This is a genomic window from Shewanella subflava (assembly GCF_025971955.1).
Classification (GTDB): Bacteria; Pseudomonadota; Gammaproteobacteria; order Enterobacterales; family Shewanellaceae; genus Shewanella; species Shewanella subflava.
This window is the reverse complement of the sequence record NZ_JAPDMX010000003.1, coordinates 168157-193420: the sequence shown is the minus strand read 5'-3', so window position 1 is coordinate 193420 and position 25264 is coordinate 168157. Positions and strand designations below refer to the sequence as shown.

The window sequence follows — 25264 nt, the reverse complement described above, 5'->3', positions numbered from 1 at the left end:
CGATAGTGTTGAGATAGATGGATAAATGCTAAGAAGTGTATTTTTATCGGTTTGTGGCAAAAAAAGGCGATAAAAGTCCATTTTACTAAGATGAGTTAATAGGTAACAGCGAATGAATAGCGAACCTTTACTAAGATTAGGCCTAGCCATGTGGTCTCAAACACAGTGGAAACAAAGCCTGTATGGCGATACTCCCATCTCGGTGCGGTTAGAGAAATATGCACAAATATTTAATACCGTTGAGGGCAACACCACATTTTACGCATTACCTAAATTAGCAACCGCAATGAACTGGCGTGATGCCGTACCAGATAATTTTAAATTTACTTTCAAATTGCCCAAACAAATCACCCACGATTTACAGCTGCAAAATTCCCAATCTGATTTAAATCATTTCTTTAAAGTAATGAATCCCTTAATTGAAAAAACTGCCCTGTGGAAAATTCAATTACCCGCAAAGTTTGGCCCTAGCTCATTGCCCGTACTTGAGGACTTTTTACAGCAACTGCCAGCACATTTGCATTTTGGCGTGGAAGTGCGACATCAGGCCTTTTTTAGCAAAGGCGAAGCAGAAAAAGCACTCAACCGTTTATTAATCGAACATCAATGTAATCGCATTATTATGGACAGCCGTCCGCTTTTTGCTGCCGTACCCAACAATTCAGTGTTAATTGATGCGCAACAAAAAAAGCCTAATGTACCTGTTCATCCAATTGCGACAGCAGATCAGCCTGTGGTGCGTTTTATTGGCCAGTTAGATGAAGAGGTTAATAGTGTATTTTTTCAAAAATGGTGTCATAAGCTTGCCCAGTGGATTAATGAAGGTAAGCAACCTTTGGTGTTTATTCATACACCAGATAATGTGTACGCCCCTGAATTAGCCGTTAGATTAAATGAGATGTTAAGAGCAACCGTTGGCTTAAATGAATTACCCAAAATCAATTTAATAGAACAACCATTTAATCATCCTAATCAGTTAGATTTGTTACTTTAATCAATTAAAGGCAAATAAAATAATGCTGGAATAACGCACATCAAAGGTGAATCAAGACCCATATATAATCCACCTTTGACGTTGAAACGCTGAACAATGTCTGTTTAAGTCTCTTTCTCCATGCCATTCCGAGTTACTGTAAATTGCATATCACTTGATAAAAAATGCCGACATGTAATATCAATCTTAATAAATAACTGTTCATTCTAGCTTGTTAAAATACATGATAACTACATTGTGACTGGTATAAATACAAAAAACGCCAACATGATGTTGGCGTTTTTTGCTTAGCGAATTAAATATTTCGCTCGATATCGCTTCACCCGACTAGCGAGCTTGATACTCTGCATAATAACCATCAAGCACTGCTCTTGTTTCACGGCCTATTAGCTCATAATCATGGTGAGTTAAGTTCGCTAGTGATACACGTGCTGAAGCATGAACCACATCAAACCCTTTACCAGGAAGTAAAATCACCCCTGTTTTGTGCGCTAACACAAATAGGAAATCTTTACCTTTATCGTTATCTTTAAACCATTGCACAAAGTCTTCACCATAAAGTTTGCCACCTAATGTGTCTAACTCTAATAAGGTGTAGTAATCAACACGGTCTTCGTTTTCTTCAACTTCAATGCCCATGTTTTTGTATAAAGTGACATAACGTTCACGAATAATACGTTTACAGGCGGCTTTGTAGTTATCTTCTAAGTCCATTAAGCAGCTTAATGAAAACAATGCCATTTGCACTTGTTGTGGTAATGCTAAACCTGCAGTGTGGTTAAGCGCTACAGCACGGCTGTCGGCAACGATACGGTCAATAAACTTAATGGCTCTTGGTTCTGGTGTTAGCGTTTTATAACGGTTATCTAACTGTAATTGGTGCGCTTCTGGTAATGCGCGCATTGCATCATCAAATACGTTTTTATAGTGGATACCGATAGTCCCTAAACGCCAACCTGTTGCGCCAAAGTATTTTGAGAATGAATACACACATAACGTGTTATATGGCAATTTGGCAAATAGCGAAATAAAGTTGTCTGCAAACGTGCCATATACGTCATCGGTAATGATGAACAAGTCTTTACGTTGTGTGTTAACAAAGTCTGTTAAACGGTCTAACGTATCGTTTGAAAACTTAACCGATGCAGGGTTTGCTGGGTTAACCACACACAATAGCTTAATGCCGGTATCTGCTAATTTCTCAATTTCAGATTGTGGTAATTGCCAGTTTTTTTCATCTAAACGTAATTCAACAATTTCTAACTCATATTCTGCCAGCTCTGGAATTTCTAAATAAGGCGTAAAGATAGGCGTCACTAACGCGACTTTGTCACCTTTTTTAAGTAATCCATTGTTAAACATTGATGCAAATGTATAAGCCATTGAGGCTGTGCCACCTTCAGTAGCAAACAGGTCAAAGTCTGTTGTCATAGGCATTGGGCCATACATTTCTTCACCTATGTACTGCTTAACCACTTTTTCGATGTTGGTTAACATACGTGAAGGAACTGGGTAGTTACAGGCTAAAAACGCGTTTACAAACTCGTGTAAAAAAGCTTGCTTATCAATACCTAAACGGTCATTAGCATAGCTGATTGCTTTTTGTAAAAACGTAACACCATCTCTGTTGGGGTTTGCTTTTGCGAAGGTATCAAAGCGTTCTACAACACCGACACCATCAGGTATACCACCAAAGCCTTCATTTAAGTAAGAATAGCTGCGCTCAGATTCTTCGATTGCAAAATCACCTAAACGTAAGAATGCTTTACGCGGTAAGGTCGCTAAGAAATTAGGATTACCTCGACCCGCATCTAATAAAATACGATCAGGGACGGCTTGAGCCACTTCAATTAATTTATCTTTTAGTTCAAATGGGCTTAAGTTTGCAAACTTAGTGAAATCAATTACTGGTGTCGCTTGAGTGTTAACTGTAGTCATAATATTTTACCTATTTATCAATTTTAAAATGGTTAATTCGGGAAGTAGTCGACAAGATGAAACGTCACTGTCATCGACTATCTAGAGTAATTATTGGCTTGAAATAATGCCGACAATGATTGGTCCCCAGAGGGTGAGTAATACATTGGCGATGGCATATGTCACAGTGAAAGCAAATACCGGTGTCGCATTACCTGCTTTTTCAAGTAGGGCTGCAAAGCCTGGGTTAGCACTTCGGCCACCTGCTACACACGCTAACGCTTCAATCGGATTTTTAATCTTGAGTACATAGTACGAAATAAAGAACGATACGATTTGTGGAATAATGGTTACCGCTACGCCGAGGAACAATAAGGTTAAACCGTTCTCTTTAACCATATCGATAGCTTGTGGTCCTGCTTGTAAGCCCACAATCCCAACGAATACCGCTAAACCAAAATCACGTAAGAAGTTAGAAGCACCCAATGGTAGTGATGCCATATTAGGTTTACGACTACGTAACCAACCTACGAATAGACCTGATACCAAACAACCTGCACCTGAACCTATCGTGACTGGAATACCGGCTATTTTGAAATTAATCAGACCAATTAATAAGCCACCAACCATACCTAAACCAAACAGTACGTAGTCAGTTGAAAATAATGAAACTAAACGTTTACCAATACCTTTTTCGATACGGTTAATATCTTTTGCTGAGCCGGTAACTTGAATAATGTCATCTTTTTTAACAATAAAATCTGCTGAAATATTTTGTGAATTTCCACCACGAATAACATTTGTGATGTACACCCCACGAAGGGTGTCTACATTAGTTTCCGCTTTGATCTGTGCCAGTGTTTTACCAATTAACCGTTTGTCATTAGCAACAAGTTGACGATTCTCTTCTATCAAAACTGTGCCACGTGGTAATACGACTTCATGCTTGGCTGACTCAACATGGCTGGCAATAGCTTGACGAAGACCCGTTACTACTAAAATGTCACCCGCTTTGATCACCACTGATTTGTCTATTTCAATGTTCTGGCCGTCACGTGAAATCATTTCAATTGCAGTATCAAGCAAATCACGGTTTATGGTTTGAATATCTTGGCCAATGAATGGACTGTCTGTAGGGATTTTATAAGCTCGAGACACAAGATCTGTCATTGCATTAAATTCACCAGGGGCCAGCTCAGGCTTACCATCAGACATTTTTTCAGCGAGCTTTAATGCTTCTTCACGGATATCCCATTTCATGAATGATGGAATTAACCATGACACCATTAAAATAGGACCTAATGAACCAAAGATGTATGTTACCGCATAACCTACAGCCACATTGGTTTGCATCAAGCTTTTAGCTTCTTCTGTCATGCCACCTAATTTAGATATTGCATCACCAGCTGTACCGATAATGGCTGACTGAGTTAAGCCACCAGCGGCAAGACCTGCTGCTGTGCCACTATCAAGATCAAATATCATTGCCGCAGCAAGTACACAAAGTAACCCTGTTACTGTCATCACCACAGCTGAAAGCAGAATATTAATCGTTTTAAAGTTTAATGCCCCGAAGAACTGTGGACCGCCTTGATAACCTACAGCGTAGATAAATAAAGCGAAGAAAATGGTTTTGACACCAGGGTCTATTTGCACACCAAATTGACCGATTAATACCCCCATCAATAAGGTTCCGGCAACACCACCAAGAACAAAACGTCCGATGGTAATTTTACCGACTAGGTACCCTAGTGCGAGTGTAATAAACAGGGCAATGTAGGGCGAAATAGCGAAAAGATTGCTGATAATACTCATAATCAAAAGCTGCCTTCATTGTTAACTAAATTAGAAACGACGTATTTATGGGACATCGCGGAATAAAGAGAGACAAGGCGAGAAACCACATAAGGTTATCAGTAACTTGATGACACAAATGTCTCTCTTTGCCTTGGAAGTGATAATAAAGTCGGGGGGATGTTTAAGTGAGTCGCGTTTGATGGACTGAATCATTCAAAACCATCAAACCTCACGCAACAGAAATCTAAGCAACTGATTTTTAATCACAAATAATTTTTATAAGTGTAAGTATTTCACAACATAAAGATAAAAATTCGTAAAAAATATTCAAAATGATGATTAATTTAAAAATAGAGCCAATAAAATCAGAAAATAAACTGATTTTTTTATCACCAATATGCACTGATAGATTAGGTATATAGCGGAGGACGTATCGGATGGTACCGTATTATTTTCATCAGCAAGCTTGAGTTTAAAAGTGAAATTGAGCCGCTAAAATCATCATTCTTTTCACAATGATCAACACGCCCTAGTATTTTTGTATTTATATAACGCAATACCAGAATTTGGATTAAGCCAAATGGGGGATTTAAGGTTTATCAATTGATGATTTTCGCAAGCCACCTGTGGATATGAAATAAAAACCAGCAATGATGCTGGTTTGTATTTGACGTTAACGCATTAAAGGTTGAGTAAATGCTTTAACCCGATTTCAGATACAGTCGATGTTTACGCTACTGTTTGGGGAGATTGAGTTCAACACCGCAACCTCAACAACTTCAATGGAAAAGCGCAAACCTAAAGCAACATAACCATTATGGTGATCGATTTACTTCACCTTCCAATTCACTTGTTGGCCAGCAAAAAATGGCACAATTGGGTTACCGTTAGGTAAAATGATTTCTTCTGGCACGGTCCAGGTTTCTTTTACTAACGTCACCGTACCTGTATTGCGTGGTAAACCATAAAAATCTGCACCATGTAAACTAGCAAACCCCTCTAATTTATCTAATGCACCTAGGTTATCAAATACTTGGGCATATAACTCTAATGCGCTCCAAGCGCTGTAACAGCCGGCACAACCACAAGCGGATTCTTTTCGGTGTTTTTCATGTGGCGCTGAGTCAGTTCCTAAGAAAAACTTACTTGAACCCGTGGCAACGGCGGCTTGTAATGCCTGCTGATGAATATTACGTTTTAACACAGGCAAACAGAAGTTGTGCGGACGAACTCCCCCAACTAATAAATCGTTACGGTTTAATAATAAGTGCTGTGGTGTAATGGTTGCAGCCACATTTGCTGATGCTGTGGTAACAAATTCAGCAGCTTCTTTAGTGGTGATGTGCTCAAACACCACTTTAAGCTGAGGTAAAGTATCGACAATACGTGCTAGATAGCGATCAATAAACAGCTTTTCACGGTCAAAAATATCAATGTGTGATTCGGTAACTTCACCATGAACCAGCAATAACATGCCCTGTTCAGCCATCACTTCAAAAATCGGAAACAGTGCATCTAATGCTTTAACTGCTGCATCTGAGTTAGTGGTTGCACCTGCTGGATACAACTTAGCCGCCACAACACCTGCTGCCTTAGCATCAATAATATCTTGTGCTGTGGTGGTGTTGGTTAAAAATAAGGTCATAAGAGGCTGAAAGCTGCTTCCCTGAGGACGCGCAGCCAAAATACGCTCTCGGTAGTCTACCGCCATTTGAGCGGTAGTGACCGGTGGCACAAGGTTTGGCATCACAATCGCACGCTGAAATAGTCGCGCTGTTGCTGGCACTGTTTCCTGTAGCATATCGCCATCACGAAAATGTAAATGCCAGTCATCAGGGGTTGTGATCGTAATTTGCGTCATAAGGAGTCCTAATTGAGTGCCGCTCATTTACTTTAAACCATCAAAATTGGCGAGTTAAATGAGCATGAAAGGTGGGTGCCAAATTTTGCGGTTATTGTGCCTGAAAACAGCCTGGCTTAATAGGTGTGTAATTTGAACGCTGACTTTGTGATTTCAAAAAATACGTTTGACTGTTAATTTATTCATTTTAAAAACCTATTTTGAAATTGGGCTAATATTATTTAAATGAAAATGTGCTCGATTCCACTCTACATCAACATAAAAGGTATCCAAATGTCCTGCAAAAATCTCAATATCTTAATTCTATGCTTGCTCTTCCCCTGTTTAGTTAAGGCATTACCTTTAGATAAGATAAAGCTACCACAGGGGTTTTCGATTGAAATGTACGCTGAGAATATTGAAAATGCCCGTCAAATGGCTTTAGGAGATAATGGAACGGTTTTTGTTGGCAGTAGAAAGGCTGGAAATGTTTATGCCCTAATAGACAGTAATAACGACTTTAAGGCTGATTCGAAAATCATCATCGCATCGAATTTATTCATGCCTTCTGGCTTAGCTTTTCATAATGGGAGCCTTTATGTGGCAGAAGTGGATAAAATTTGGCGATATCGCAATATTGAAAAAACACTACCGCAGATCCCCACTCCAGAATTAGTTTATGACAAACTCCCCAACATATCCCACCATGGATGGAAATTCATCACCTTCGGCCCCGATGGGAAGCTTTATATTCCTGTAGGAGCACCTTGTAACGTTTGTGAAAGTGAACTGCCATTTGCCAGCATTTTAAGACTCGATGTTGAAACTCAAGAAACAGTCATTGTTGCCAAGGGCGTGCGTAATAGTGTTGGTTTTGACTTTCATCCACAAACGGGCGAATTATGGTTTACGGATAATGGCCGAGATATGATGGGTGATAATTTACCGGATGATGAGCTGAATCGTGTCACTCAAGAGGGGCAACATTTAGGCTTTCCTTATATCCATAACACTGATATAGCTGATCCTGAATACCGTAATGACCAAATAGCAAACTTAAATACCCCACCCGTACTCGCTTTAGGTGCGCACGTTGCCGCTTTGGGAATGATGTTTTATCAAGGTGAACAATTTCCTGAAAGCTACCAAAATTCGATCATTATTGCACAGCATGGCTCGTGGAATCGAAGTAGTAAAGTTGGGTATCGATTAATGCAAGTTGAGCTAGATAAGAATGAAGTAAAAAGCTACAACCCCTTTGCTACGGGTTGGCTTCAAGGGGAAGAAAGCTGGGGGCGTCCGGTTGATATCATGACGCTAAATGATGGTTCGATATTGGTATCAGATGATTTTGCGGATGCTATTTATCGCATTAGTTATAAAAAATCATAATATTTTAAAATAAATATGGGTATCAAAAGATACCCATATTATCAAATCAACATGCTTAGAATATCAACTCAACACCGGCAAAAGCACCTTTAAACTGCATATCCTGCGTTGTCCCAGAGAAGCCATTAACGTCAAAGTTGAAATCTCGGTATCCGACACGCACCAAGGTGTCTAATGCAACACCATCAAACTGCCAACCAAGACCTGCACTGTAATCATGTACACCGCTTTCATCTACGCCAATCATGACGTCAGCAAAAGCAAAAAGACCTAATCCCGGAACGCCGACTTGGGCATTACCGTAAGCCATCACCACACCACTGTCGATGTCTCTTTGAGCTGCTGAGCGGGTTAACTCGCTACCAGCAAAACCATCAACACGAAGAGAGCCATGCATTTGCTTATATGCAGCACCTAAATCCAGCGCAACTAAATCGTTGTCTAAAATTTCGTAATACAACACAAAATCTGTATTACTTAGGTCATTATAAACAGTTGATGCACCAGTAAAGTTAACCTGATTATAGTAAAATCCGCTGCTGTCTTTTGACGCAGAAGCCTCTAAACGGTTCTCACGAATTTTCAAATTTGGCACAAATGGGATTGGATGCTCAATAGCTAGCCATACGCTTCCTTGGGTATCTGAGCCATAATCATAGCTTTGTGCCGGCCCTGTGGCATTACCAGCATTACTGTCAGCATTAAAAGTACCCGATGTATCTGCGTTCCAAATATCACCACCGACTTTAAAGCCCATAACAGTTGCAGCTTGCGCTGAAGAAACACTTAACAGACCGAATAAGGCTGTTGCTACAAGAGTTTTGTTCATTGTTATCCCTGTGAAAGTAAATTAGTTAAATCAATTACTGCGGCATTTGCTCGCGAAATATAGTTAGCCATAACAAGTGAATGGTTTGCGACTAAACCAAAGCCATCACCATTCAATACCATTGGGCTCCACACTGTTTGCTGAGTAGCTTCTAGCTCTCGAATAATCTGCCTTAAACTCACTTCAGCATTTTTCTTTTCTAGCACATCAGCAAAATCCACTTCTACTGCGCGCATGAAGTTTAATAACGCCCATGCTGAACCACGGCTTTCATGAAATACATCATCAATTTTCCACCAGCTGGTTTTAATCTCATCACTGATTGCTGAAGGCGTTGATTGACGAGCTGCGGTGTCACCCGCTAAATCTGTGTTTAATCTGTCCTGCCCTACACTGGCAGACAGGCGCTGGGAAATACTCCCTAAGCGTTTTTGCACTTCTTTTAACCATTCATTTAGGTTGTCAGCTCGGGCATAAAATTGCGCAGATGGGTTATCAGTATCACTAATTCTGGCTTGGTAAAGCTTGAATAATTTAATGGCATCTGAGTACTCACTTTCAGCACTGGGCACTAACCAACTGGTGTGTTCAATATTTAGCTTTGAATGTGCCGCAGATAAATCTTTATCCGCCGCTGATTGCGACTGTGAGCGACTAAACTCTTTACGCATGACCAGTGCTAAGTCGCGCGCTTGTTCCAGCGCACCAAATTCGAACGCTGGCATATTATCCATCAATACTGAAGGCGGCATCATATCATTTGATAACCAGCCCCCTGGTTTATCCAGTAAGGTTTCCATGGTGACAATCAAGGATTGCGTTGTCGCATAGCCAATAATCAATTTACCCTGATCATTTTGCAAAGCTTCGGGTTCAATTGGAGCGGGTTCAATACTCCACCACACACTGACAGCGTAGCCAATTAAGCCTACAACAGCGGCAACAGAAAATACTTTATTCCTTGTAAACTGCATCAATACGGTTCCTTAATGATGGTGATGATGTTCGCTATGATCTTGATGCGATGAGTCTGCATTTTTTAATACAGGCAATTCAACCTGTAATTGCTGCTCATTATCAAATATCAATGTTAATACAACCTTATCGTTTTCAGCTAATGGCTTGTTTAACCCTAAGATCATAATGTGATCTCCTGAAGGTTTTAGCGTTAAAGCGCCATGGGAAGTAATTGGAAAACTTTCTACCTGGCGCATTTTTACCATGCCATTTTCATCAACTATAGTATGTAACTGAGCTTCTTTTGCCACAGAGGTTGTCACGGCAATTAGTTTTACCGCTGCGTCACCATGGTTTTCTAAGGTTAAATATGCCGCGGTATTTGGCACAGATGCCGGCATCGCCCGCACATGACCGTCGACTAAAATGACATTGGCACTGGCGGTAAATGATACTGATGTTAGCACTAAAAAACTAAACAAGTGTTTGAATATTACTTTCAATGTCTTAAACTCCACTTAATCCCTGCTCGTGTTCACAAAGGAAACTACGAATGAGTCTTATAAAAATGCGTGATGAACAAGGTGTTCGGATCATCAGCTTTAATCGTCCAGACAAGCGTAATGCTTTTAATCTAGCGATGTATCAACAACTCACAGAATACCTTATCGAAGGCGAAAGCAACAACGAGATTCGTGCCTTTATGTTACATGGCGAAGGGAATTGCTTTACCGCAGGTAATGATATCGCTGATTTTTTACAAAGTGGCGACTTAAATGAGGATCATCCAACGGTGAAGTTTCTATTCTGCCTCGTTGATTTAAAAAAGCCTTTGGTTGCGGCCGTATCTGGTGCTGCCGTGGGTATTGGTACCACCTTATTACTGCACTGCGATTTAGTTTATGCCGATAATAGTGCAAAATTTCAAATGCCCTTTGTCAATCTAGCATTAGTACCTGAAGCTGCGTCGAGCTTAATGTTACCGTTAATCGTAGGTCAACAAAAAGCGGCGGAACTGATTTTATTAGGCGATGCATTTAATGCCGCAACGGCCTGTGAATTAAATATTATCAATCAGGTGGTAGAAACTGACGTGATTGAATTTGCACTGACTAAAGCGAAAAGATTAGCCAAGCAACCTCCGGAATCACTTCAAGCATCTCGTCAATTGATCCGTTACAACCAACAGCAAGTGAAACAACAAATGCAGCTTGAACTGGTTCATTTTGGACAGCGTTTAAAAAGTGATGAATCGAAAAAGCTGTTCCAAGCATTTTTAAGTAAATCATCTTAACTATTAATACAACATCAAGGCTATTAGCAGTGACTTGTATTACTGCCTGCCATTGCGCTTTCATTGTATGATTTGAACAAATGAAAGCGCACTTAATAGTGAGTAGATTTCTTATCCAGTAAAACGGATAGCACCAAATATGCAATCAGGCTAACAACTGGATTAGCTAATAAAATCAGTGCCGCGATCACTCTAACCCACATCACCGACCAGCCAAATTGTTTCGCGAAATAATGACATACACCCGAAACAATTTTAGGCTTGTCGATGAGTTTCTCTACAAGTTTTTCCATTGTATTCCTTAATTTATTATTCAAAAAATTAAACATTATCAGTTGATTTATTGGGCATGATTTGCAATTTAGTGAGTAAGTTGGCGATGACCGCGCAACAAATAAAGCTCATTAGTGGTAGCAACAAAATCGCTAACAAAGGCATCACCATTCCAAGAGGATCAACAAACAGCATTATTCTTTGCTCGCTGTTGTCACCGATTGCTCAGCATCATCACTAGCAAGCATGTGTGCTTGGCTGTCAGTCTTAACATCAAAAATTTGTTCTGCAATTTGAGTTCTCAAAGACAATACAAACTCTTGCTTAGCTGACAACAATAAATCTTGACTGGCTTGGGTGATATTTTGCTCAAGTACGCTAAAGGTATCTTGCACCATTGTGTCATTGGCTGGTGCTGTAAAGCTGCTGGCTGACATCATCACGGCGACAACGGCTGTAGCGGCGATACGATTTAAACGACTTTTAGAATTAACGTTAAACATGATGGCTTCCTTTTCTGTTTAGTGTGTAATGAAAACCTTTTTCATTACGGGACATCTTAGGTATTACAATCCTTGTGCCAACTTTTAAATATAAAATAAATTCATGATTTTAAATAATAAAAAACAAAACACCCCCAGTGTTTCATTTTTACCCATCAACCACAAAGAGCAAAAACGAACAGTTAGTGAAATTCACTACCAAGGTTAGTCAATTAGACCAACATGAATTTGAAGCAAAAAAAAGCGCTCTAATGAGCGCGAATTTGCGTTTTTTATGGCTAAAAATACCTATTAGGCAGGCGCATTTTCATTCATCAATGCGATAGCCCCTTGAACCACTTCAATTCCGGCACCTGCCTTGTGGGCGTTTTCGCTTAAATAACGGCGCCAGCTTCTTGAACCAGGTAATCCCTGAAAGAGTCCTATCATATGGCGAGTGATATGATTTAAACGCCCGCCTTGTTGAATATGCCGTTCAATATAAGGCAGCATTAATTCAATGACTTCTTCACGGCTTAATTGTGGTTTATCATGGTGATAAAGTAACTGATCCACTTGGCTTAAGATATAAGGGTTGTGATACGCCTCTCGCCCAACCATAACACCATCAACATGCTGTAGATGATCTTTGGCTTGCTGTAGGCTTGTTACACCACCGTTGATACTGATATTTAAATGAGGGTAATCACGTTTTAATTGATACACGCGCTCATAATCTAATGGTGGGATCTCGCGATTTTCTTTCGGGCTTAACCCTTGCAGCCAAGCTTTACGGGCATGAATGGTAAAATCCGTACAACCTTTGGTGCTTACCACATCGATAAAATGGGTCAGAAATTCATAACTGTCTTGTTCATCAATTCCAATGCGCGTTTTAACCGTAATAGGAATATCAGCCACCTGCTTCATCGCATCAACACTTTGTGCAACTAACTCAGGCTCACCCATTAAACATGCGCCAAAACGACCATTCTGAACACGGTCAGAAGGGCACCCCACATTAATGTTGACTTCATCGTAACCGCGCTCGGCTGCCAACTTAGCACAATGAGCCAAATCTTTGGGATTCGATCCGCCTAATTGCAATGCTAGCGGATGTTCTTCTTCGTTATACGCTAAATAATCTCCGCTACCATAAATAATGGCTCCGGTTGTCACCATCTCGGTATACAACAATGTATTTGCAGACATAAGACGGGCGAAATAACGATAGTGACGATCGGTCCAATCAAGCATTGGCGCGATTGAAAAGGTGCGATCTAGCGTAACCCTTGGTGTGATTGGCTTTAATACTGATTCTTCAAATTTCATCATACTCACATTTTAGGTTATTTTTAGACATTTTAAGTCGTTTTTAGTTGCATGGGGAACCTATTGGGAACCATAATACATTGGACAAATGGAAATGGGGAACCCGAATTATGGCGTCTTATAGTATTCAGAAACGTGATAAAGCAGATGGTACAAGTAAATACCGATGCTTAATTCGCGTTAAGAAAAAAGGCAAAATATTATACACGGAGCAAAGGACTTTTACCAAAAAGTTGACAGCTGAAACGTGGGGAAAAGAAAGGATTGTCGAAATTGAAAAAAATGGATTTGAAGATCAAGTCTCTACTATTCCAACGTTAGGCAAAATTATTGACCAGGTATTAAACGACCCAAACATCGATAGCGCTATTGGGCGCTCAAAAAGGTTTTGCCTCAAACTACTTAGAGATTGCGAAATAGCAAAGCACTTAATTAACCAAATTAAGCCACAGCATATTATTGAGCACTGCCAACAAAGGAAAACTTCTGGTACAGGCCCTTCGACCATTGCAATTGATATTAGCGTTATTCGCTGGCTGTTAAAAATTGCTAAGTCTAATTTTGGTCATGATGTGTCTCAATCAGCAATTATTGACGCTTATGAAGCGCTTTATGCTCAAAATCTGATCGCCAAATCAGCTAGACGTTCGCGCAGGCCGACAACCATTGAGCTTGAAAAGCTAAAAGTTGGATTGCAGCAACGTTCAGACCAAAGAACCGCACATATTCCTTATGTTGATTTACTCGAGTTCTCTATTTTAAGCTGCATGCGTATTGGTGAGGTGTGCAGAATACGGTGGGATGATGTTGATGACGAACAAAAGGCTGTGGTTGTTCGTGATCGAAAAGACCCTCGTAAAAAAGCAGGTAACCACATGTTGGTACCATTGTTAGGTGGGGCGTGGGAACTGATTCAAAAACAGCCAAGGAATGATGATAGGATCTTTCCATTTAATGAACGCTCAGTGTCCGCTGGTTTCCAACGTGTTCGAACTGAACTGGGCATTGAGGATTTACGCTACCATGATTTACGCCGTGAAGGGGCTAGCCGGCTATTTGAAAAGGGTTATACCTTTGATGAAGTGGCGCAGGTAACAGGACACAGAAACATTAATACTCTATGGCAGGTTTATACAGAACTATTTCCTAAGCGGTTGCATGATAAAGATGTTTAGGTATTTCCCTTATTTTTAAAGCCAACAACATCATAATTATCTACTGTAAAGGACATCGGTTGCATCCAGGATAAAGAGTTTTCAATTGGGGTTATAAATTTTTTATATGTTTCAATATCAAAACTTCCAATATGAGCAATTTCAGAAACAGGTATTATCTCAATAAAATCATCTAAACACGCACCTTCACCATCTAAAGGAGATCCATCTTCAGCTAAATGTTTCTCATAATGTTGGTAGTAGTTAACTGTAAAGATTACATTCAACGTGTCTTTGTCTCTGTAGCCACTTAAAATTGGTAAGATGGTGAAGTGCTCAACATCGCCTGACTCAATGGGGACATCGTTAACTAGACCAACATAAACCTTTCGGTTACCTAGGGTAATCAATATTGTTTGAAGTTTAGATCCGCATTCAAACAAAAATTTTTCTAACGGTGGGCTTTTAGTGGCATGAATAGTCTTTCTAGACTTGTCGTCATCACGGCAAAAGTTCTCAACAAGTGCGGCAATAAAAGCTAAAAAAATCGCTAAACAACTACCTAGTAATAGTTTAATTGATAAATAATCTTGTAGTGTTTTAGCTAGCTTGGTGATGTTAGTTAACTGCTCAATAGATGTATCAAAGTGATGAAGTAAAGCTGATGGTAAATTTAGTGCGTCAAGAACAACAGCTATAAAAACGCCAACCAAACTAAATAAGATACCATAAGCACCACACCGAAAATAATAACGGTGTCCGTCTTCTCTGCGAGTAATATACTTTTGAAAGGTTGATTTAGATACGTAGGTGTATCCAGATATTAGAATAAAAGCAACAGCGAAGGCCCCCATGAAACCCTCACTATTTTAGGCTGTGACAGGAAAATCTTTAAATCGATTAATCTTATTCATAACTTTTTGACGGATTTTTTTATCATTCAAATTCAAGCTGAATTCACCATTACCGTTCAAGCGATAAACTTTTTCATTTGGAGATTTTGCAAGAATTGGTTTTTTAGTATTCATAAACTCCACCTTAAATAAAATTGCTTATGTAAATTAACTTACACTTAAGCATAGGCAACTATCAACAATTATTTGCTTATATCTAGCAACTATTGTGATTATTATTGGGCGAAAGGTTATACAGATATACTAATATTTGTGCAAGAAATTTATCATTAAACCTCCATCTCATAAAACGGTAAATCGGGGGCGGTTCCTAGCACCCAGCCGTCTTGTACATAGATATGATCACCCGCACTGCCAGTGCCGATTACCCGTTGGGTTTGGCCGCTGGCTGTGGTGGCGGTTACCGTTCCGTCGGCATTCACCACATTAATCGTCATGATCACCCTTGGGGTACCTAGGGTTTGTTGTAACTGCTTTAACATTTACGGACCTCTTTAAACCTTATTAACCCTTGGCTACGTGACGAACAAGCGTGATTGATTGCTCAATATCAATATCACCGGTGTTGCTTATCGATGCGCTAATGCTGACCGAATCACAGGTACCTTTGTATACATCAACCCCTTCACGAACGCCGATTAACATACCAGGTGTTAATGGTGGTAAGTCGGCCATAATAGGCAAGCTCATGGTAATATTAAGCTTGTTGCCCGTGTCTGCCAGTGCATTGGTGCCTGCGGTTCTGGCGGCTTGGTTATCAACAATCAATTGGGCGCTGATGTCATCGGTTGCAATATCTCCCGCTGAACCTGCCCGTTTTACTTTGGCGCTTATACCCTGCTGTTCACCGCGAAGCCAAACCACATTACACTCGGTACCAATTTCTTTTGACTCACTGTAACGGGTGATCACCGCATCATGCACAGTAATATCAGGTGCGGCGCCTGCCATCATCCAAGGTGAAGTTGGCCAACGTGGGACCACGGTTAATGCTTGGTTTTCATCATCACACAGCAACATGCAGCCTAACTGCGCAACCGCCTCTTGCACTTGCTCAATGGGTGATTTATTGCCCACACTGAATGCGCCTGCCGGTACCACAAAATCAACTATGCCGTTTAAGTCCACAGACCAACCGGTATTTTGTAGAATGTTATTAAGCAAACCAGCAAAGCTTAACGATGTGGCATTGGTGTAGCTTTTTGGCATCATGTATGGGGCGGCTAGTTCAGCGCAGCGGCTGCGACCACTACCACTATGTGTTTCATTGCCAAACACTTTGCTGCAACTTAGTTGCTCGATATAGGCATAAAACTCATAACCATTTATACCAATTTTCAGTAATTGATTTTCAGCACGGGTAGCATCTATACGGCTGGAAAAATCCACACTAACCGTGCTGGCCCACTGCCCACGGCTGCGGCCAATGTTGATATTACTGATCACAATCGGCACATTGTCAGACACACGCACACACGTAATGGTTGGCTGCATTAAATAATACCTGCGCAGTTGGGGTTCAATGGGGATGTTAAAATCAAGGTCGGGTAAATCTGGGAACGGGTTAAGTAAGCCACCACCAGGATACCATTTGCATACTTCAGGTGATGCAGTAAATCGAATCGTGATGGGTGATGTATTAGCACTAAACGGCTCACTAAATCGGATTGTTATCGGTGATTTAGGTGGCCGATACTTGCTTGAACAAATCCACCGTGCCGCTGGTACGCCCCATTTCACCGCACATTCACTACCCCGAACATCACCATGGTATTGCAACAGCAAAGCGGTTTGATGTTGGTAGCCATCCCACCAATTAACCGATAAATTAAGTCCTTCGGACTCAACCGCCAACCAGTTTAACGTTTGCGTTTGTTGATGTTCATCAGGGGTTAACCAAGTGATTTTAGTTACCGATATATAGTCTTTCGGTGTAGTCCAATTAAATGAAATATCAGTACGAATTTCATCTTTAATAAACCAACCCATAGCGGCTGTAACGCCATGTGAATCGAATGATTGCCAAGCTGATGTAACCAAAACACCGTCATTAAATAACGAACCCCAATCATTACTGGTTTGATTTTCAAAATCAGTAGATGACTCAGTGATAATCAATTCAGCTTGTGGCTCAAGTGGTGGTATCCAAATAAAACCACACTCAATACCGAAAGTATTATCAACGGGTGTAGGTGGTTCAACAGGTGTGTCACCAAAACGTAATGAAATGGGTGACATTCTAGCCACCCAAGGTTCATCAAAACGTATGGTGATACCTGTAAATGGTGGTGAGTCAATAAACCTAATGGCAATTGGTGATGTTCTATCTGACCAAAGTTTTGTAAATGACAGTTCAATCATTATTGACTCATATTTATAAGATTAGCATCTACAGCTTGTAACTTCACCCCGTCTACAAATTTACAATCGTATGTTTTATCATTATCAATTATACCAACAATACAATACCCATCTTGACTATATTCAATCCCAAGTAAAACCTTAACTATACCGCTAGTGGGTCTAACAGACTTGGTTATCATAGAGAAATTCCTACGGTCAATTACTATAAAAGATTCTGCGTCTGCGTCCATATCAACCTCAAGTAATGACATTGGTTGAGTTAGACTCTGCTTACGTATGATGGGTAATATTTTTTTACTCATACCAAGTCCCCATATTGATCCAATTTCTACCAAACTGATAACCCGGCATCAAAAAATGTTGTACACCGTTGATAGTCTCAATAACAGGCCAAGGTTGATTTAAATAACCACCTTGAGGTGTGTTTAAAAGACCAGCTATAGTGCCCCTATAAAATGGGTTAATTGCACTAATGCTTGCGTTAACGCCCAATCTGTCGTTTGATGTAGTTGTAGTTGGACTATATATCAAAGGTTTGTAAAATATACGATCAACTGTAGGTACACCGTTTAAATTGGTAGCTCCAGCTAGGTAACGATTATCCAGCTTATAAAAAACACTATTATTTGACGAGTCAGTATCATAAACCCTTGCCACAGAACTGTTAGCAACCACGGAAGCATCAAACGAGTAATTCCATGACGAATTTGTCATATCAACGTTTGTTGGGTATTGAATGTTAACAAACGAACCTACATCATTTGTTACAAATGACTCAAAATCACCTACGAAAAAACACGCCTTTTCGTTGCTTGATCCATTTGGAGTCGTTAATGAGTTATTGGTCATAAACCAGAACCCACGTGACGTACCTATCAAAACCCAATATAAATGGGTGGTTGATATTTTTAAAAGCATTCTCACCTGATCTCTATCAAATGAGTCCAACCCGACCATACCAACAGCACCTTTGTAAGCAATTCTGCTTGAGTTTACATTTGTACCATCATAATCCCAAAATTGTACAAAACCACCAGAACCATCTGTTGTCGAGTTTCTAAATACAACTTTATTGGTTGATATATTCTCAAATGGAATACTCCAACCAAGTGGTTGCTTTGTGCCATACCCTTCAACAAGGCATTTTTTAAGTATATTGATCACATCACTTGCTTTCGTAGTACCTATGGATGGAGCACCTGCATCATCCCAACGATAAACTGTTACTGGCCTGTTTTTCAAATCACCCATTTTATTTAACCCCTGCTATGACTCGTTACCACGGAATGACAAAACTGCCCTATCCGTTGTTATTTGGCTGTGACCCGATTGCACTGTACGTAACATCATGATCGGATTTGCACTGGCGTATGTTTTAAACCGGACCGCCTCACCAACATTCCAACCACCACCAAACGCCTCATTACGAATGATGAAATACGGTGCTAATGTGAGTGGGTTAATTGGTGCGAAATCATTAATTGTGTCACCAGTGGCAACCTGACCAATACGACGCCCGACACAACGAAATGCGGTACTTGATGTGAAAATTAATACCCAATCTTCATTAATGGCTGTGTCGTTCACCACTTCAATTGGATAATCAACCACGTTCATACTAGCGGTGGCTGGTGTACCGTCTAAATCCCAATTGTTATTCCAACTGGTCATGTCTCGAACAGTGCCAACCCGCGCTTGCATATCACCTAAGTTTTGAATGCTTGATACCACTGAACCTATTGGGAATGTTTGACTTAACGCAGCAGCTAACACTAATTTATTAGGCTGCACATCAGTGACCAGTGCGGTTTCCCCGATTGAATTAGTTAACAAAAACGGTGCTGTGAATCCTGTAAAAACACTATTAATGGTCACTTCACCTGTGGCTTTATTTAGGCTGTAGTGTTCATCAGTAACCGTCCACAACGATTTACCGTCAGCATCGGTAATATCAACAAATCGAGCATTAGCACGAACCGTATAAGTTTGTGCAGGTGCAGGGTTTACCACCACTTGAGTTTGAGTATGTTGAATACTAATGGTGTTCCAGGCGGTGAATGACTCCACCAAACCACCGTTTTTAATCCGCAACGGGTTTAAGCCGTACAATTCTGGGGGTGGCGATAACGTCACCACTTCAGAAATATCATAGGTTAAGGTCGATAACCAAACGGCTGATGAGAACGATAATGTGACAATGCCATTTACCACATTGCCCGAAACACCGTTGCCCGTAATCACCCCTGCTTGGTCTGAACTACCACTTAATAGCACTTCATTGGTGGTCGATACTTGAATATATAGGGTGTCTAATATTGGCTCATCAAAAGGGAGATTAAACACAACACTGGTATCACCTGGTGTAATCACCCCGCCAGATTCGGTTTCTTGTAACAATGAACCAATTTCAACGGTGAAATCACCACGAAAATCAATTTCTTTAGTGATCACTCCTGTTGTCGCGTTTATGGTTGCAATACGATTGTTGTTGGTTTCAAGCAATGGTACAGCTGTCAAATCAGTTGGTTGCGCTGTGCTAGTACTTATCACGCTAGTGCCGTAGGTCGCGTTATTAAAGGTAATCACACCGTATGTTTTACCCAGCACTAAAATACGGTCAGATAAAAATGGGCTTGGTGATTGCCACACACTCCACTTATCTATCGACAAATAACTTAGACCAATCGGGCTATTACCGCTTGGTGACTGACCATTGAACGTAACTGTTACCGTGGTTCCAACAATGGTAACTGACGCATTAAAGGCATAACCACCTGTGTATTGTGCATTTTTAATGCCGTTCTCATCTAACCAAGGGTCAACTAACAAATCAGGTAGTTCAAATACGTAAGTTGATTGGCCGCTAACTGACGGTAAAAATACGTTTTTATACACCATGCTCGGTAATGCGGTGGCACCACCTGCTGTACCGCCAAGGTTATCTTCAACACCAGGAAGTTTGTTACCCCCTGTAGGATTAACACTTTTAATTTTGGGAAGTAATTCAGTGTGGGTAGACTCAACCTTCAGAGTGTTATCAGTATTTTCAACCGTTAATTCACTAACGCCGTGATATTTAATCCCATCGTTGTCGCTAACATAACGCAGCTTGGTACAGCCTGTTTCACCGTTGATCACCACATCATAGTTAGGTGTGTCATAGGGTATTGGTGGCTTAAAAGATACTTGTCCACCTTGACCACCTGACACGGTTTTCTGAATTTCACAAAAGTGTTCAAAACGTGGCCAACTGGCATTTTCATTGCCAGAGTATTCCACGCTAATCACAATGGTTTGGCCTTGGCGTAACGTCACTGTTTCATAGTATTCTTTACCATTAAACTGATAAATTGATTGTAAATATGAACGAGGAAAACTGTCTTGACCTGCTAACAAACCAATCAAACGATTGCGAATTAATTGCCCCGCTTTAACTGATGATTCTAAAATTTCAACCATATCTGTCATGCGGTCAGCATCACCTAAATCATCAGATTCAGCGATTAACATACTCACCAATGGGTCTGATGGTTTTTGTGAAATAAACACATGACCATCTAATAAAATACTGGTATCCGCCGTGTTTAGTGCAGGGTAACATTTGACAATATCAACCGCTGATTGAGCATGGTCAATATCAGATATGGCTCTAAACAGTTCATTTAGCTGGCCTGATTTCACTTCGTTTTTGGTGCGTTGGCCGCCTGCATCATCACTTGAACCAAGTAACTCTGGTTTAAATATTTTTAAGTCATTACGGGTAATGGTCATGTGCCACCTGTGCTAATAAGTTAAAGCGTGATAAATCGTAAAACCACATTGGTTAATAACGGGTATTCACCAAATTCATCATCCAAATCATCACCGGTAATGGCATTAGCTTGGGTGTTATCCCACACAACTTTAATGTCGTTGCCATCATGGTTAATGGTAAATTCAGTGAGCGTACTAGCGGCATGGGCTTGCAGGGCATTAAAGTCAAGGCGATGCATCCAACCATCTTTTGTGCCTAGCTCTAATGCAATGCCTGACGGTATAACGGTTTGCTGAATATGCGGGGCACCGTTAAGTGCCCTTTTCATATTGGCGCTCACTCGCTGGGTGTTATTGCGGTTAAGCCAATGCAGGGGATCATCTAGTGCAATTTTATCGATAATGGTGTTAAACATAGGGCCTCTTTTTTATATTCAGCAACTCGCGGTTAACCACCCACAGATTGCAAACGTTTAATTTCAGCCACCAACTCATTCACTATGCTGCGCTTGGTTTGCGCATCAAAAGTGCGGTTGCCCACCTGCAGCTGCAACACCACAGTGTCACTGCTACTTTGGGCAACAGTGTTTTGGCTTGGCTGGATTTGGGTAACGTTTGTTTGAGCGGTGTTTTTGGTAGCGGTTTGTTGTTGCTTAAGGTTTTGTGCATCAGTAATGGCACGTTGTTTGTCAGATTCTTGCTGTGCTTTAATTTCAGCGGTACGAAACGAATAAACCTTGTTTAAGGTTTTTTCGGCTTCACGTAGCTGATTAATTAATGCTTGATCACCCGTTCGCTCAGCTTTAGCTAGTTGGGCTTTAATCTCGGTTAGCTCTTGCTGATAACGGCGCTTTTCAATTTCGTCCTGACGGCCAAGATAACCGTCTAACTCATCTTGCAATGTATCAAGGGTTGACTGGGCACTATCACGCAATGAATCCATGCTAGATTTAGCGGAATCAATGGCCGATTTCAGTACACCTAAGTCCTGATCGTTCATCAAGTTCATTGACTTGGCAGCACGTTCAGCACTGATAATTAGGCCAAGATTGCCGCCCTCAGCCGCATGAAGTGCATCAACCATTTTTAGCAGCTCAATGCGCTGTCCATAATAAGCCGCTTGCGCTTGCTTGCCGGCTATTTCAGCTTTACGGGCAAAGGTACTAATGCCGGTAAAGTCGATACTAACGGCTAGCTGGTTTTGTAAGTCATTAATTTCATCCGTTAACCGTCGATAGGTGCCAATGGTTTTATCTAACTCACTACTTGAGTCAGTTAACAAAGTTTGTCCATAAAGGATGGATTTAAAGTAAGCAACAGCACCTTTACTGAGTTCAGCTACTTCCGCAGTAACTCCTCGTAAAAAGTCAGTAAAAAACTCGGCAACCCCAGCCAATGACGACCCAGCTTGCTCAGCACTTTTTACCACCATTCCCATGGTGTTTTCCATGGTAGTGCCAATGCCTTTATTGGCATTAGCTACTCTTACCTCATTCTTTTCTGCGTCATTACCAACGTTATTTTGAACATCTTTTAAACGATAATGCTGCTGAATAAGTTGCTCAATATTCTCGCTTAATCCTAAATTAGCGGCTTGCTGCCTTATACTTGCGTCAACTTGTTGATCACCTGCTGCTGCCGCTTTAATGGCTGCATCAGCATATTTTAAAAAAGCTTGGTTAAGCTCATTTGTCGATGCTACGCCATCGGCTGCACCTTGCTTTACTTGTTCAAAAGTGGCTTTAGCCGCTGCCGCCTGCTCGCGTAATATCGATATTGTGGTGATACCGGCTTTAGACATCGCCAGCTCAAAGGCTTTCGTTTTAGCCGTTTGTTCATCGGTTGCATCAGCTTGCTCTTTTTGGGCGGCGCTAACTTTATTAGCTGCATCAGCCTGCACTTTAGCGCTTTTAGTCGCCGCATCACCCGCAGCTTTATAAGCATCATTAGCAGAGCTTTCTATTTCACCCGTAATTTGTTTCCAAGCTGCTGCAGCATCTTTTCCATCTTGTTCAACTTGGTCAAAATAGGCTTTAGATACTGCTTTAATGGCCGCGGCTTGGTTTTCAAAGGCTTTAGATAAATCATCACCACCTAGAAACCCAATGACTTTGGCCCACCCCTCAAGTAGGAATGCAAATAACCCCGTAAATGCACCACCAACAGTGGCTACCATTGAGGTAAATGTATTAGCAAGTAATCGAATTGACCCACTGATCACATTTAGCGCCCTAGCAAAAGCACTGATGTTTTCAAGTGTGGCAGTAATGCTGGCGCCACCATCGCGGATCATGGTGGTAAAAAAGTCACTAATATCTTGTGCAGCTTGCTTGATTTGACCGTTTTTATTGAGTTCATCAAACTTTTCATTTAACGATTGAATAAAATCAACCGCCACCTGATAAGCGCCCGAATCAGCAATAATGGTTTTAAACTCGGTCCACTTGTTCGACATTAAGTTAACTTGACCGCTTAAGCGCTCAAGGCTTTTCGATGCCTGACCATTGGCCTGCTTGCCCATTTCATCAAACAACTGCTGCATCACATCACGGCCAAGCTGACCGGCTTCACTCATTTTTTGCAGTTGGACCGCATTTTTACCTGTCACTTTTTCAAGCAAATCCCAAACAGGCACGCCGCGTTCAACTAACTGTAATATCTCCTCGCCTTGTAATTTCTGCTTAGCCCACGCCTGGCCTACGCCTAAAATAATCCCTTCAAGCTTTTCTTGGCTGCCACCTAGTTTGGCGTTGTAATCCACCATGGCCTGCAAGCTGCCATTGGTTGGGTCGATACCAAAGGTTTTTAGTGAGGCAAATGCCTGTTTAACTGCATCTAAACGGGTACCGGTATTATTGGCAAAATCTTTAATCCATTGGGTTGCCTGCTCACCGCTGGCAATGCTGCCCATCATGGCCGTCATTTGGGCACCAAAGGCTTTGGCTTCATCGCCTGCAGTCAGTATCGACTTAAGGCTTTCCCACAACTTATCAACGCCAACATATGCACCCGCCATGGCCACCAATGACGCTGTGGCACTTTTAACACTGCCACCAAAGTCACCCGCTTGCTTTTGTGACTCATTTAATAATTGATTGTGGCGTTCAAGCTTAGTGTTTACGCCTTTAAGTGCGGCTTCCCCGGCTATTTGTTGCAGCTTTAAATCAGCACTGGCATCGGCCAGTTTATCCATGCTGATGCCAGCTTTATTTAAACTAGCGGTGTTTTTGTCTAACTCGGTTTTATTTTTATTAAGGCTGCGCTCAAGCTGATTTAACTCAGACCGAGCGTTTTTTACTTGTAGCGTGTAATCGGCTTTATTGCGGCTAGCCACATCGGTAGCTGCACTGGCTTCAAGTAGTTCACGGCGCTGGTTATCTAATGCGGTTGCTAGCTCATTGGCGGTATTTTTGGCGCCAGTTTGCGCCGTGGCTAATTGCTGTAAATCGTTTTTGGCTTTAGTCAGTGCAGCAGCTTGTTCTTTACTGGCGAGCGCGCCTTGCTGCTGTTCGTTGCTGAGTTTTTCAACTTCAACACGGGCCTGTTGCAACTCAGTTTCATATTTGACTAATGCCGCTTGCGCTTGGTTGTATTCTTGCTCAAGTTGATTCGTGGTGCCTTCAGCCTGTTTTTGTGCGGCTTCAAGTTGCTTCAGCTCTTTTATAGCGTCTTTCTGCTGGCTGACTAACTTATCAAGCGCAACCGCATTATCTTTATAGGCTTTTTCACCTTTGCTGATAGACGAGGTTAAGCCATCAATAGAATTAGCCGCTGCTTGCAAATCTTCTAATTCTTTTAAACGGGCATTGAGAATTTCGCTTTCTGATGCTAACTCAGCTAAAGCCTTTTCAGACTTTTTAGCTTCACTTGAAAATAAATCTTTTCCCTGAATAATCAGGTTAACAACTTGGTCTTTAAAACTCATACATCACCAAATTAGCAATAGAAAACAAAAAAGCCCGCAGCGATTAA

General features: G+C 41.1%; 22 protein-coding genes. 4 read left to right on the top strand and 18 right to left on the bottom strand.

What is annotated here, in order from left to right:
* The first annotated feature begins 112 nt into the window (after positions 1–112).
* Complete coding sequence (locus OHT75_RS03040; protein WP_264724963.1) at positions 113–994, top strand: DUF72 domain-containing protein; 882 nt, start codon at positions 113–115, stop codon at positions 992–994.
* A 327-nt stretch (positions 995–1321) separates the two neighbouring features.
* Here the strand turns inward: OHT75_RS03040 and OHT75_RS03035 are convergent, their stop codons facing one another.
* The 3 genes from OHT75_RS03035 to pyrC form a co-directional block, all read right to left on the bottom strand.
* Positions 1322–2932, bottom strand: a complete 1611-nt coding sequence (locus OHT75_RS03035) for a bifunctional aspartate transaminase/aspartate 4-decarboxylase (RefSeq protein ID WP_264724961.1) — start codon at positions 2930–2932, stop codon at positions 1322–1324.
* A gap of 90 nt (positions 2933–3022) precedes the next feature.
* Complete coding sequence (gene aspT / locus OHT75_RS03030; RefSeq protein ID WP_264724960.1) at positions 3023–4726, bottom strand: aspartate-alanine antiporter; 1704 nt, start codon at positions 4724–4726, stop codon at positions 3023–3025.
* An 811-nt stretch (positions 4727–5537) separates the two neighbouring features.
* A complete protein-coding gene (pyrC, locus tag OHT75_RS03025) occupies positions 5538–6569 on the bottom strand; it encodes a dihydroorotase (RefSeq protein ID WP_264724958.1) in 1032 nt (343 codons plus the stop codon).
* A gap of 273 nt (positions 6570–6842) precedes the next feature.
* Here pyrC and OHT75_RS03020 point away from each other — a divergent pair, with 273 nt between their 5' ends.
* On the top strand, positions 6843–7940 hold the full coding sequence (locus tag OHT75_RS03020; RefSeq protein WP_264724956.1) for a PQQ-dependent sugar dehydrogenase: 1098 nt from the start codon (positions 6843–6845) through the stop codon (positions 7938–7940).
* Between the two features lie 55 nt (positions 7941–7995).
* Here OHT75_RS03020 and OHT75_RS03015 read toward each other — a convergent pair whose 3' ends face one another.
* From OHT75_RS03015 to OHT75_RS03005, 3 genes are read right to left on the bottom strand one after another with little or no spacing between them, the layout of a single operon-like run.
* Positions 7996–8769, bottom strand: coding sequence for a TIGR04219 family outer membrane beta-barrel protein (locus tag OHT75_RS03015; RefSeq protein WP_264724954.1), 774 nt, complete (start codon positions 8767–8769; stop codon positions 7996–7998).
* A gap of 2 nt (positions 8770–8771) precedes the next feature.
* Positions 8772–9743, bottom strand: coding sequence for a DUF2333 family protein (locus OHT75_RS03010; protein ID WP_264724952.1), 972 nt, complete (start codon positions 9741–9743; stop codon positions 8772–8774).
* Between the two features lie 12 nt (positions 9744–9755).
* Positions 9756–10244, bottom strand: coding sequence for a copper chaperone PCu(A)C (locus tag OHT75_RS03005; RefSeq protein ID WP_264724951.1), 489 nt, complete (start codon positions 10242–10244; stop codon positions 9756–9758).
* 35 nt (positions 10245–10279) lie between these two features.
* On the opposite strand from OHT75_RS03005, the gene OHT75_RS03000 reads away from it, so the two are divergent.
* A complete protein-coding gene (locus OHT75_RS03000) occupies positions 10280–11020 on the top strand; it encodes an enoyl-CoA hydratase-related protein (RefSeq protein WP_264724950.1) in 741 nt (246 codons plus the stop codon).
* A gap of 92 nt (positions 11021–11112) precedes the next feature.
* Here the strand turns inward: OHT75_RS03000 and OHT75_RS02995 are convergent, their stop codons facing one another.
* From OHT75_RS02995 to dusA, 3 genes are all read right to left on the bottom strand, one after another.
* Positions 11113–11313: a PspC domain-containing protein gene (locus OHT75_RS02995; protein ID WP_264724949.1), complete on the bottom strand. Its 201-nt coding sequence runs from the start codon at positions 11311–11313 to the stop codon at positions 11113–11115.
* A 174-nt stretch (positions 11314–11487) separates the two neighbouring features.
* Positions 11488–11796 (bottom strand): hypothetical protein, encoded by a 309-nt coding sequence (locus OHT75_RS02990; protein ID WP_264724947.1) that lies wholly within the window; start codon positions 11794–11796, stop codon positions 11488–11490.
* 291 nt (positions 11797–12087) lie between these two features.
* Positions 12088–13107, bottom strand: coding sequence for a tRNA dihydrouridine(20/20a) synthase DusA (gene dusA, locus OHT75_RS02985; RefSeq protein WP_264725138.1), 1020 nt, complete (start codon positions 13105–13107; stop codon positions 12088–12090).
* Positions 13108–13217: 110 nt separating this feature from the next.
* On the opposite strand from dusA, the gene OHT75_RS02980 reads away from it, so the two are divergent.
* Entirely contained in the window at positions 13218–14282 is a 1065-nt protein-coding gene (locus tag OHT75_RS02980; protein ID WP_264724946.1) for a tyrosine-type recombinase/integrase, read from the top strand.
* On the opposite strand, the gene OHT75_RS02975 is transcribed toward OHT75_RS02980, so the two are convergent.
* The 9 genes from OHT75_RS02975 to OHT75_RS02935 all read right to left on the bottom strand — a co-directional run bounded on the left by OHT75_RS02975 (position 14279) and on the right by OHT75_RS02935 (position 25217).
* On the bottom strand, positions 14279–15115 hold the full coding sequence (locus tag OHT75_RS02975) for a hypothetical protein (RefSeq protein WP_264724945.1): 837 nt from the start codon (positions 15113–15115) through the stop codon (positions 14279–14281). The two genes, OHT75_RS02980 and OHT75_RS02975, sit on opposite strands and share 4 nt — an antisense overlap.
* A 15-nt stretch (positions 15116–15130) precedes the next feature.
* Complete coding sequence (locus OHT75_RS02970) at positions 15131–15289, bottom strand: hypothetical protein (RefSeq protein WP_264724944.1); 159 nt, start codon at positions 15287–15289, stop codon at positions 15131–15133.
* Between the two features lie 155 nt (positions 15290–15444).
* On the bottom strand, positions 15445–15657 hold the full coding sequence (locus OHT75_RS02965; RefSeq protein WP_264724943.1) for a hypothetical protein: 213 nt from the start codon (positions 15655–15657) through the stop codon (positions 15445–15447).
* Positions 15658–15679: 22 nt separating this feature from the next.
* On the bottom strand, positions 15680–17536 hold the full coding sequence (locus tag OHT75_RS02960; RefSeq protein ID WP_264724942.1) for a hypothetical protein: 1857 nt from the start codon (positions 17534–17536) through the stop codon (positions 15680–15682).
* Positions 17536–17841, bottom strand: a complete 306-nt coding sequence (locus OHT75_RS02955) for a hypothetical protein (protein ID WP_264724941.1) — start codon at positions 17839–17841, stop codon at positions 17536–17538. Before OHT75_RS02955 ends, OHT75_RS02960 begins: the two co-directional genes overlap by 1 nt.
* Positions 17834–18790 carry a hypothetical protein gene (locus tag OHT75_RS02950; protein ID WP_264724940.1) on the bottom strand — a complete coding sequence of 319 codons (957 nt, stop codon included), beginning with the start codon at positions 18788–18790 and terminating at the stop codon, positions 17834–17836. The genes OHT75_RS02955 and OHT75_RS02950 overlap by 8 nt, the downstream gene beginning before the upstream one ends.
* 15 nt (positions 18791–18805) lie before the next feature.
* A complete protein-coding gene (locus tag OHT75_RS02945; protein ID WP_264724939.1) occupies positions 18806–21310 on the bottom strand; it encodes a hypothetical protein in 2505 nt (834 codons plus the stop codon).
* A 20-nt stretch (positions 21311–21330) separates the two neighbouring features.
* Positions 21331–21708, bottom strand: coding sequence for a hypothetical protein (locus tag OHT75_RS02940; RefSeq protein ID WP_264724937.1), 378 nt, complete (start codon positions 21706–21708; stop codon positions 21331–21333).
* Positions 21709–21740: 32 nt separating this feature from the next.
* Complete coding sequence (locus tag OHT75_RS02935) at positions 21741–25217, bottom strand: tape measure protein (RefSeq protein ID WP_264724936.1); 3477 nt, start codon at positions 25215–25217, stop codon at positions 21741–21743.
* Between the last annotated feature and the right edge of the window lie 47 nt (positions 25218–25264).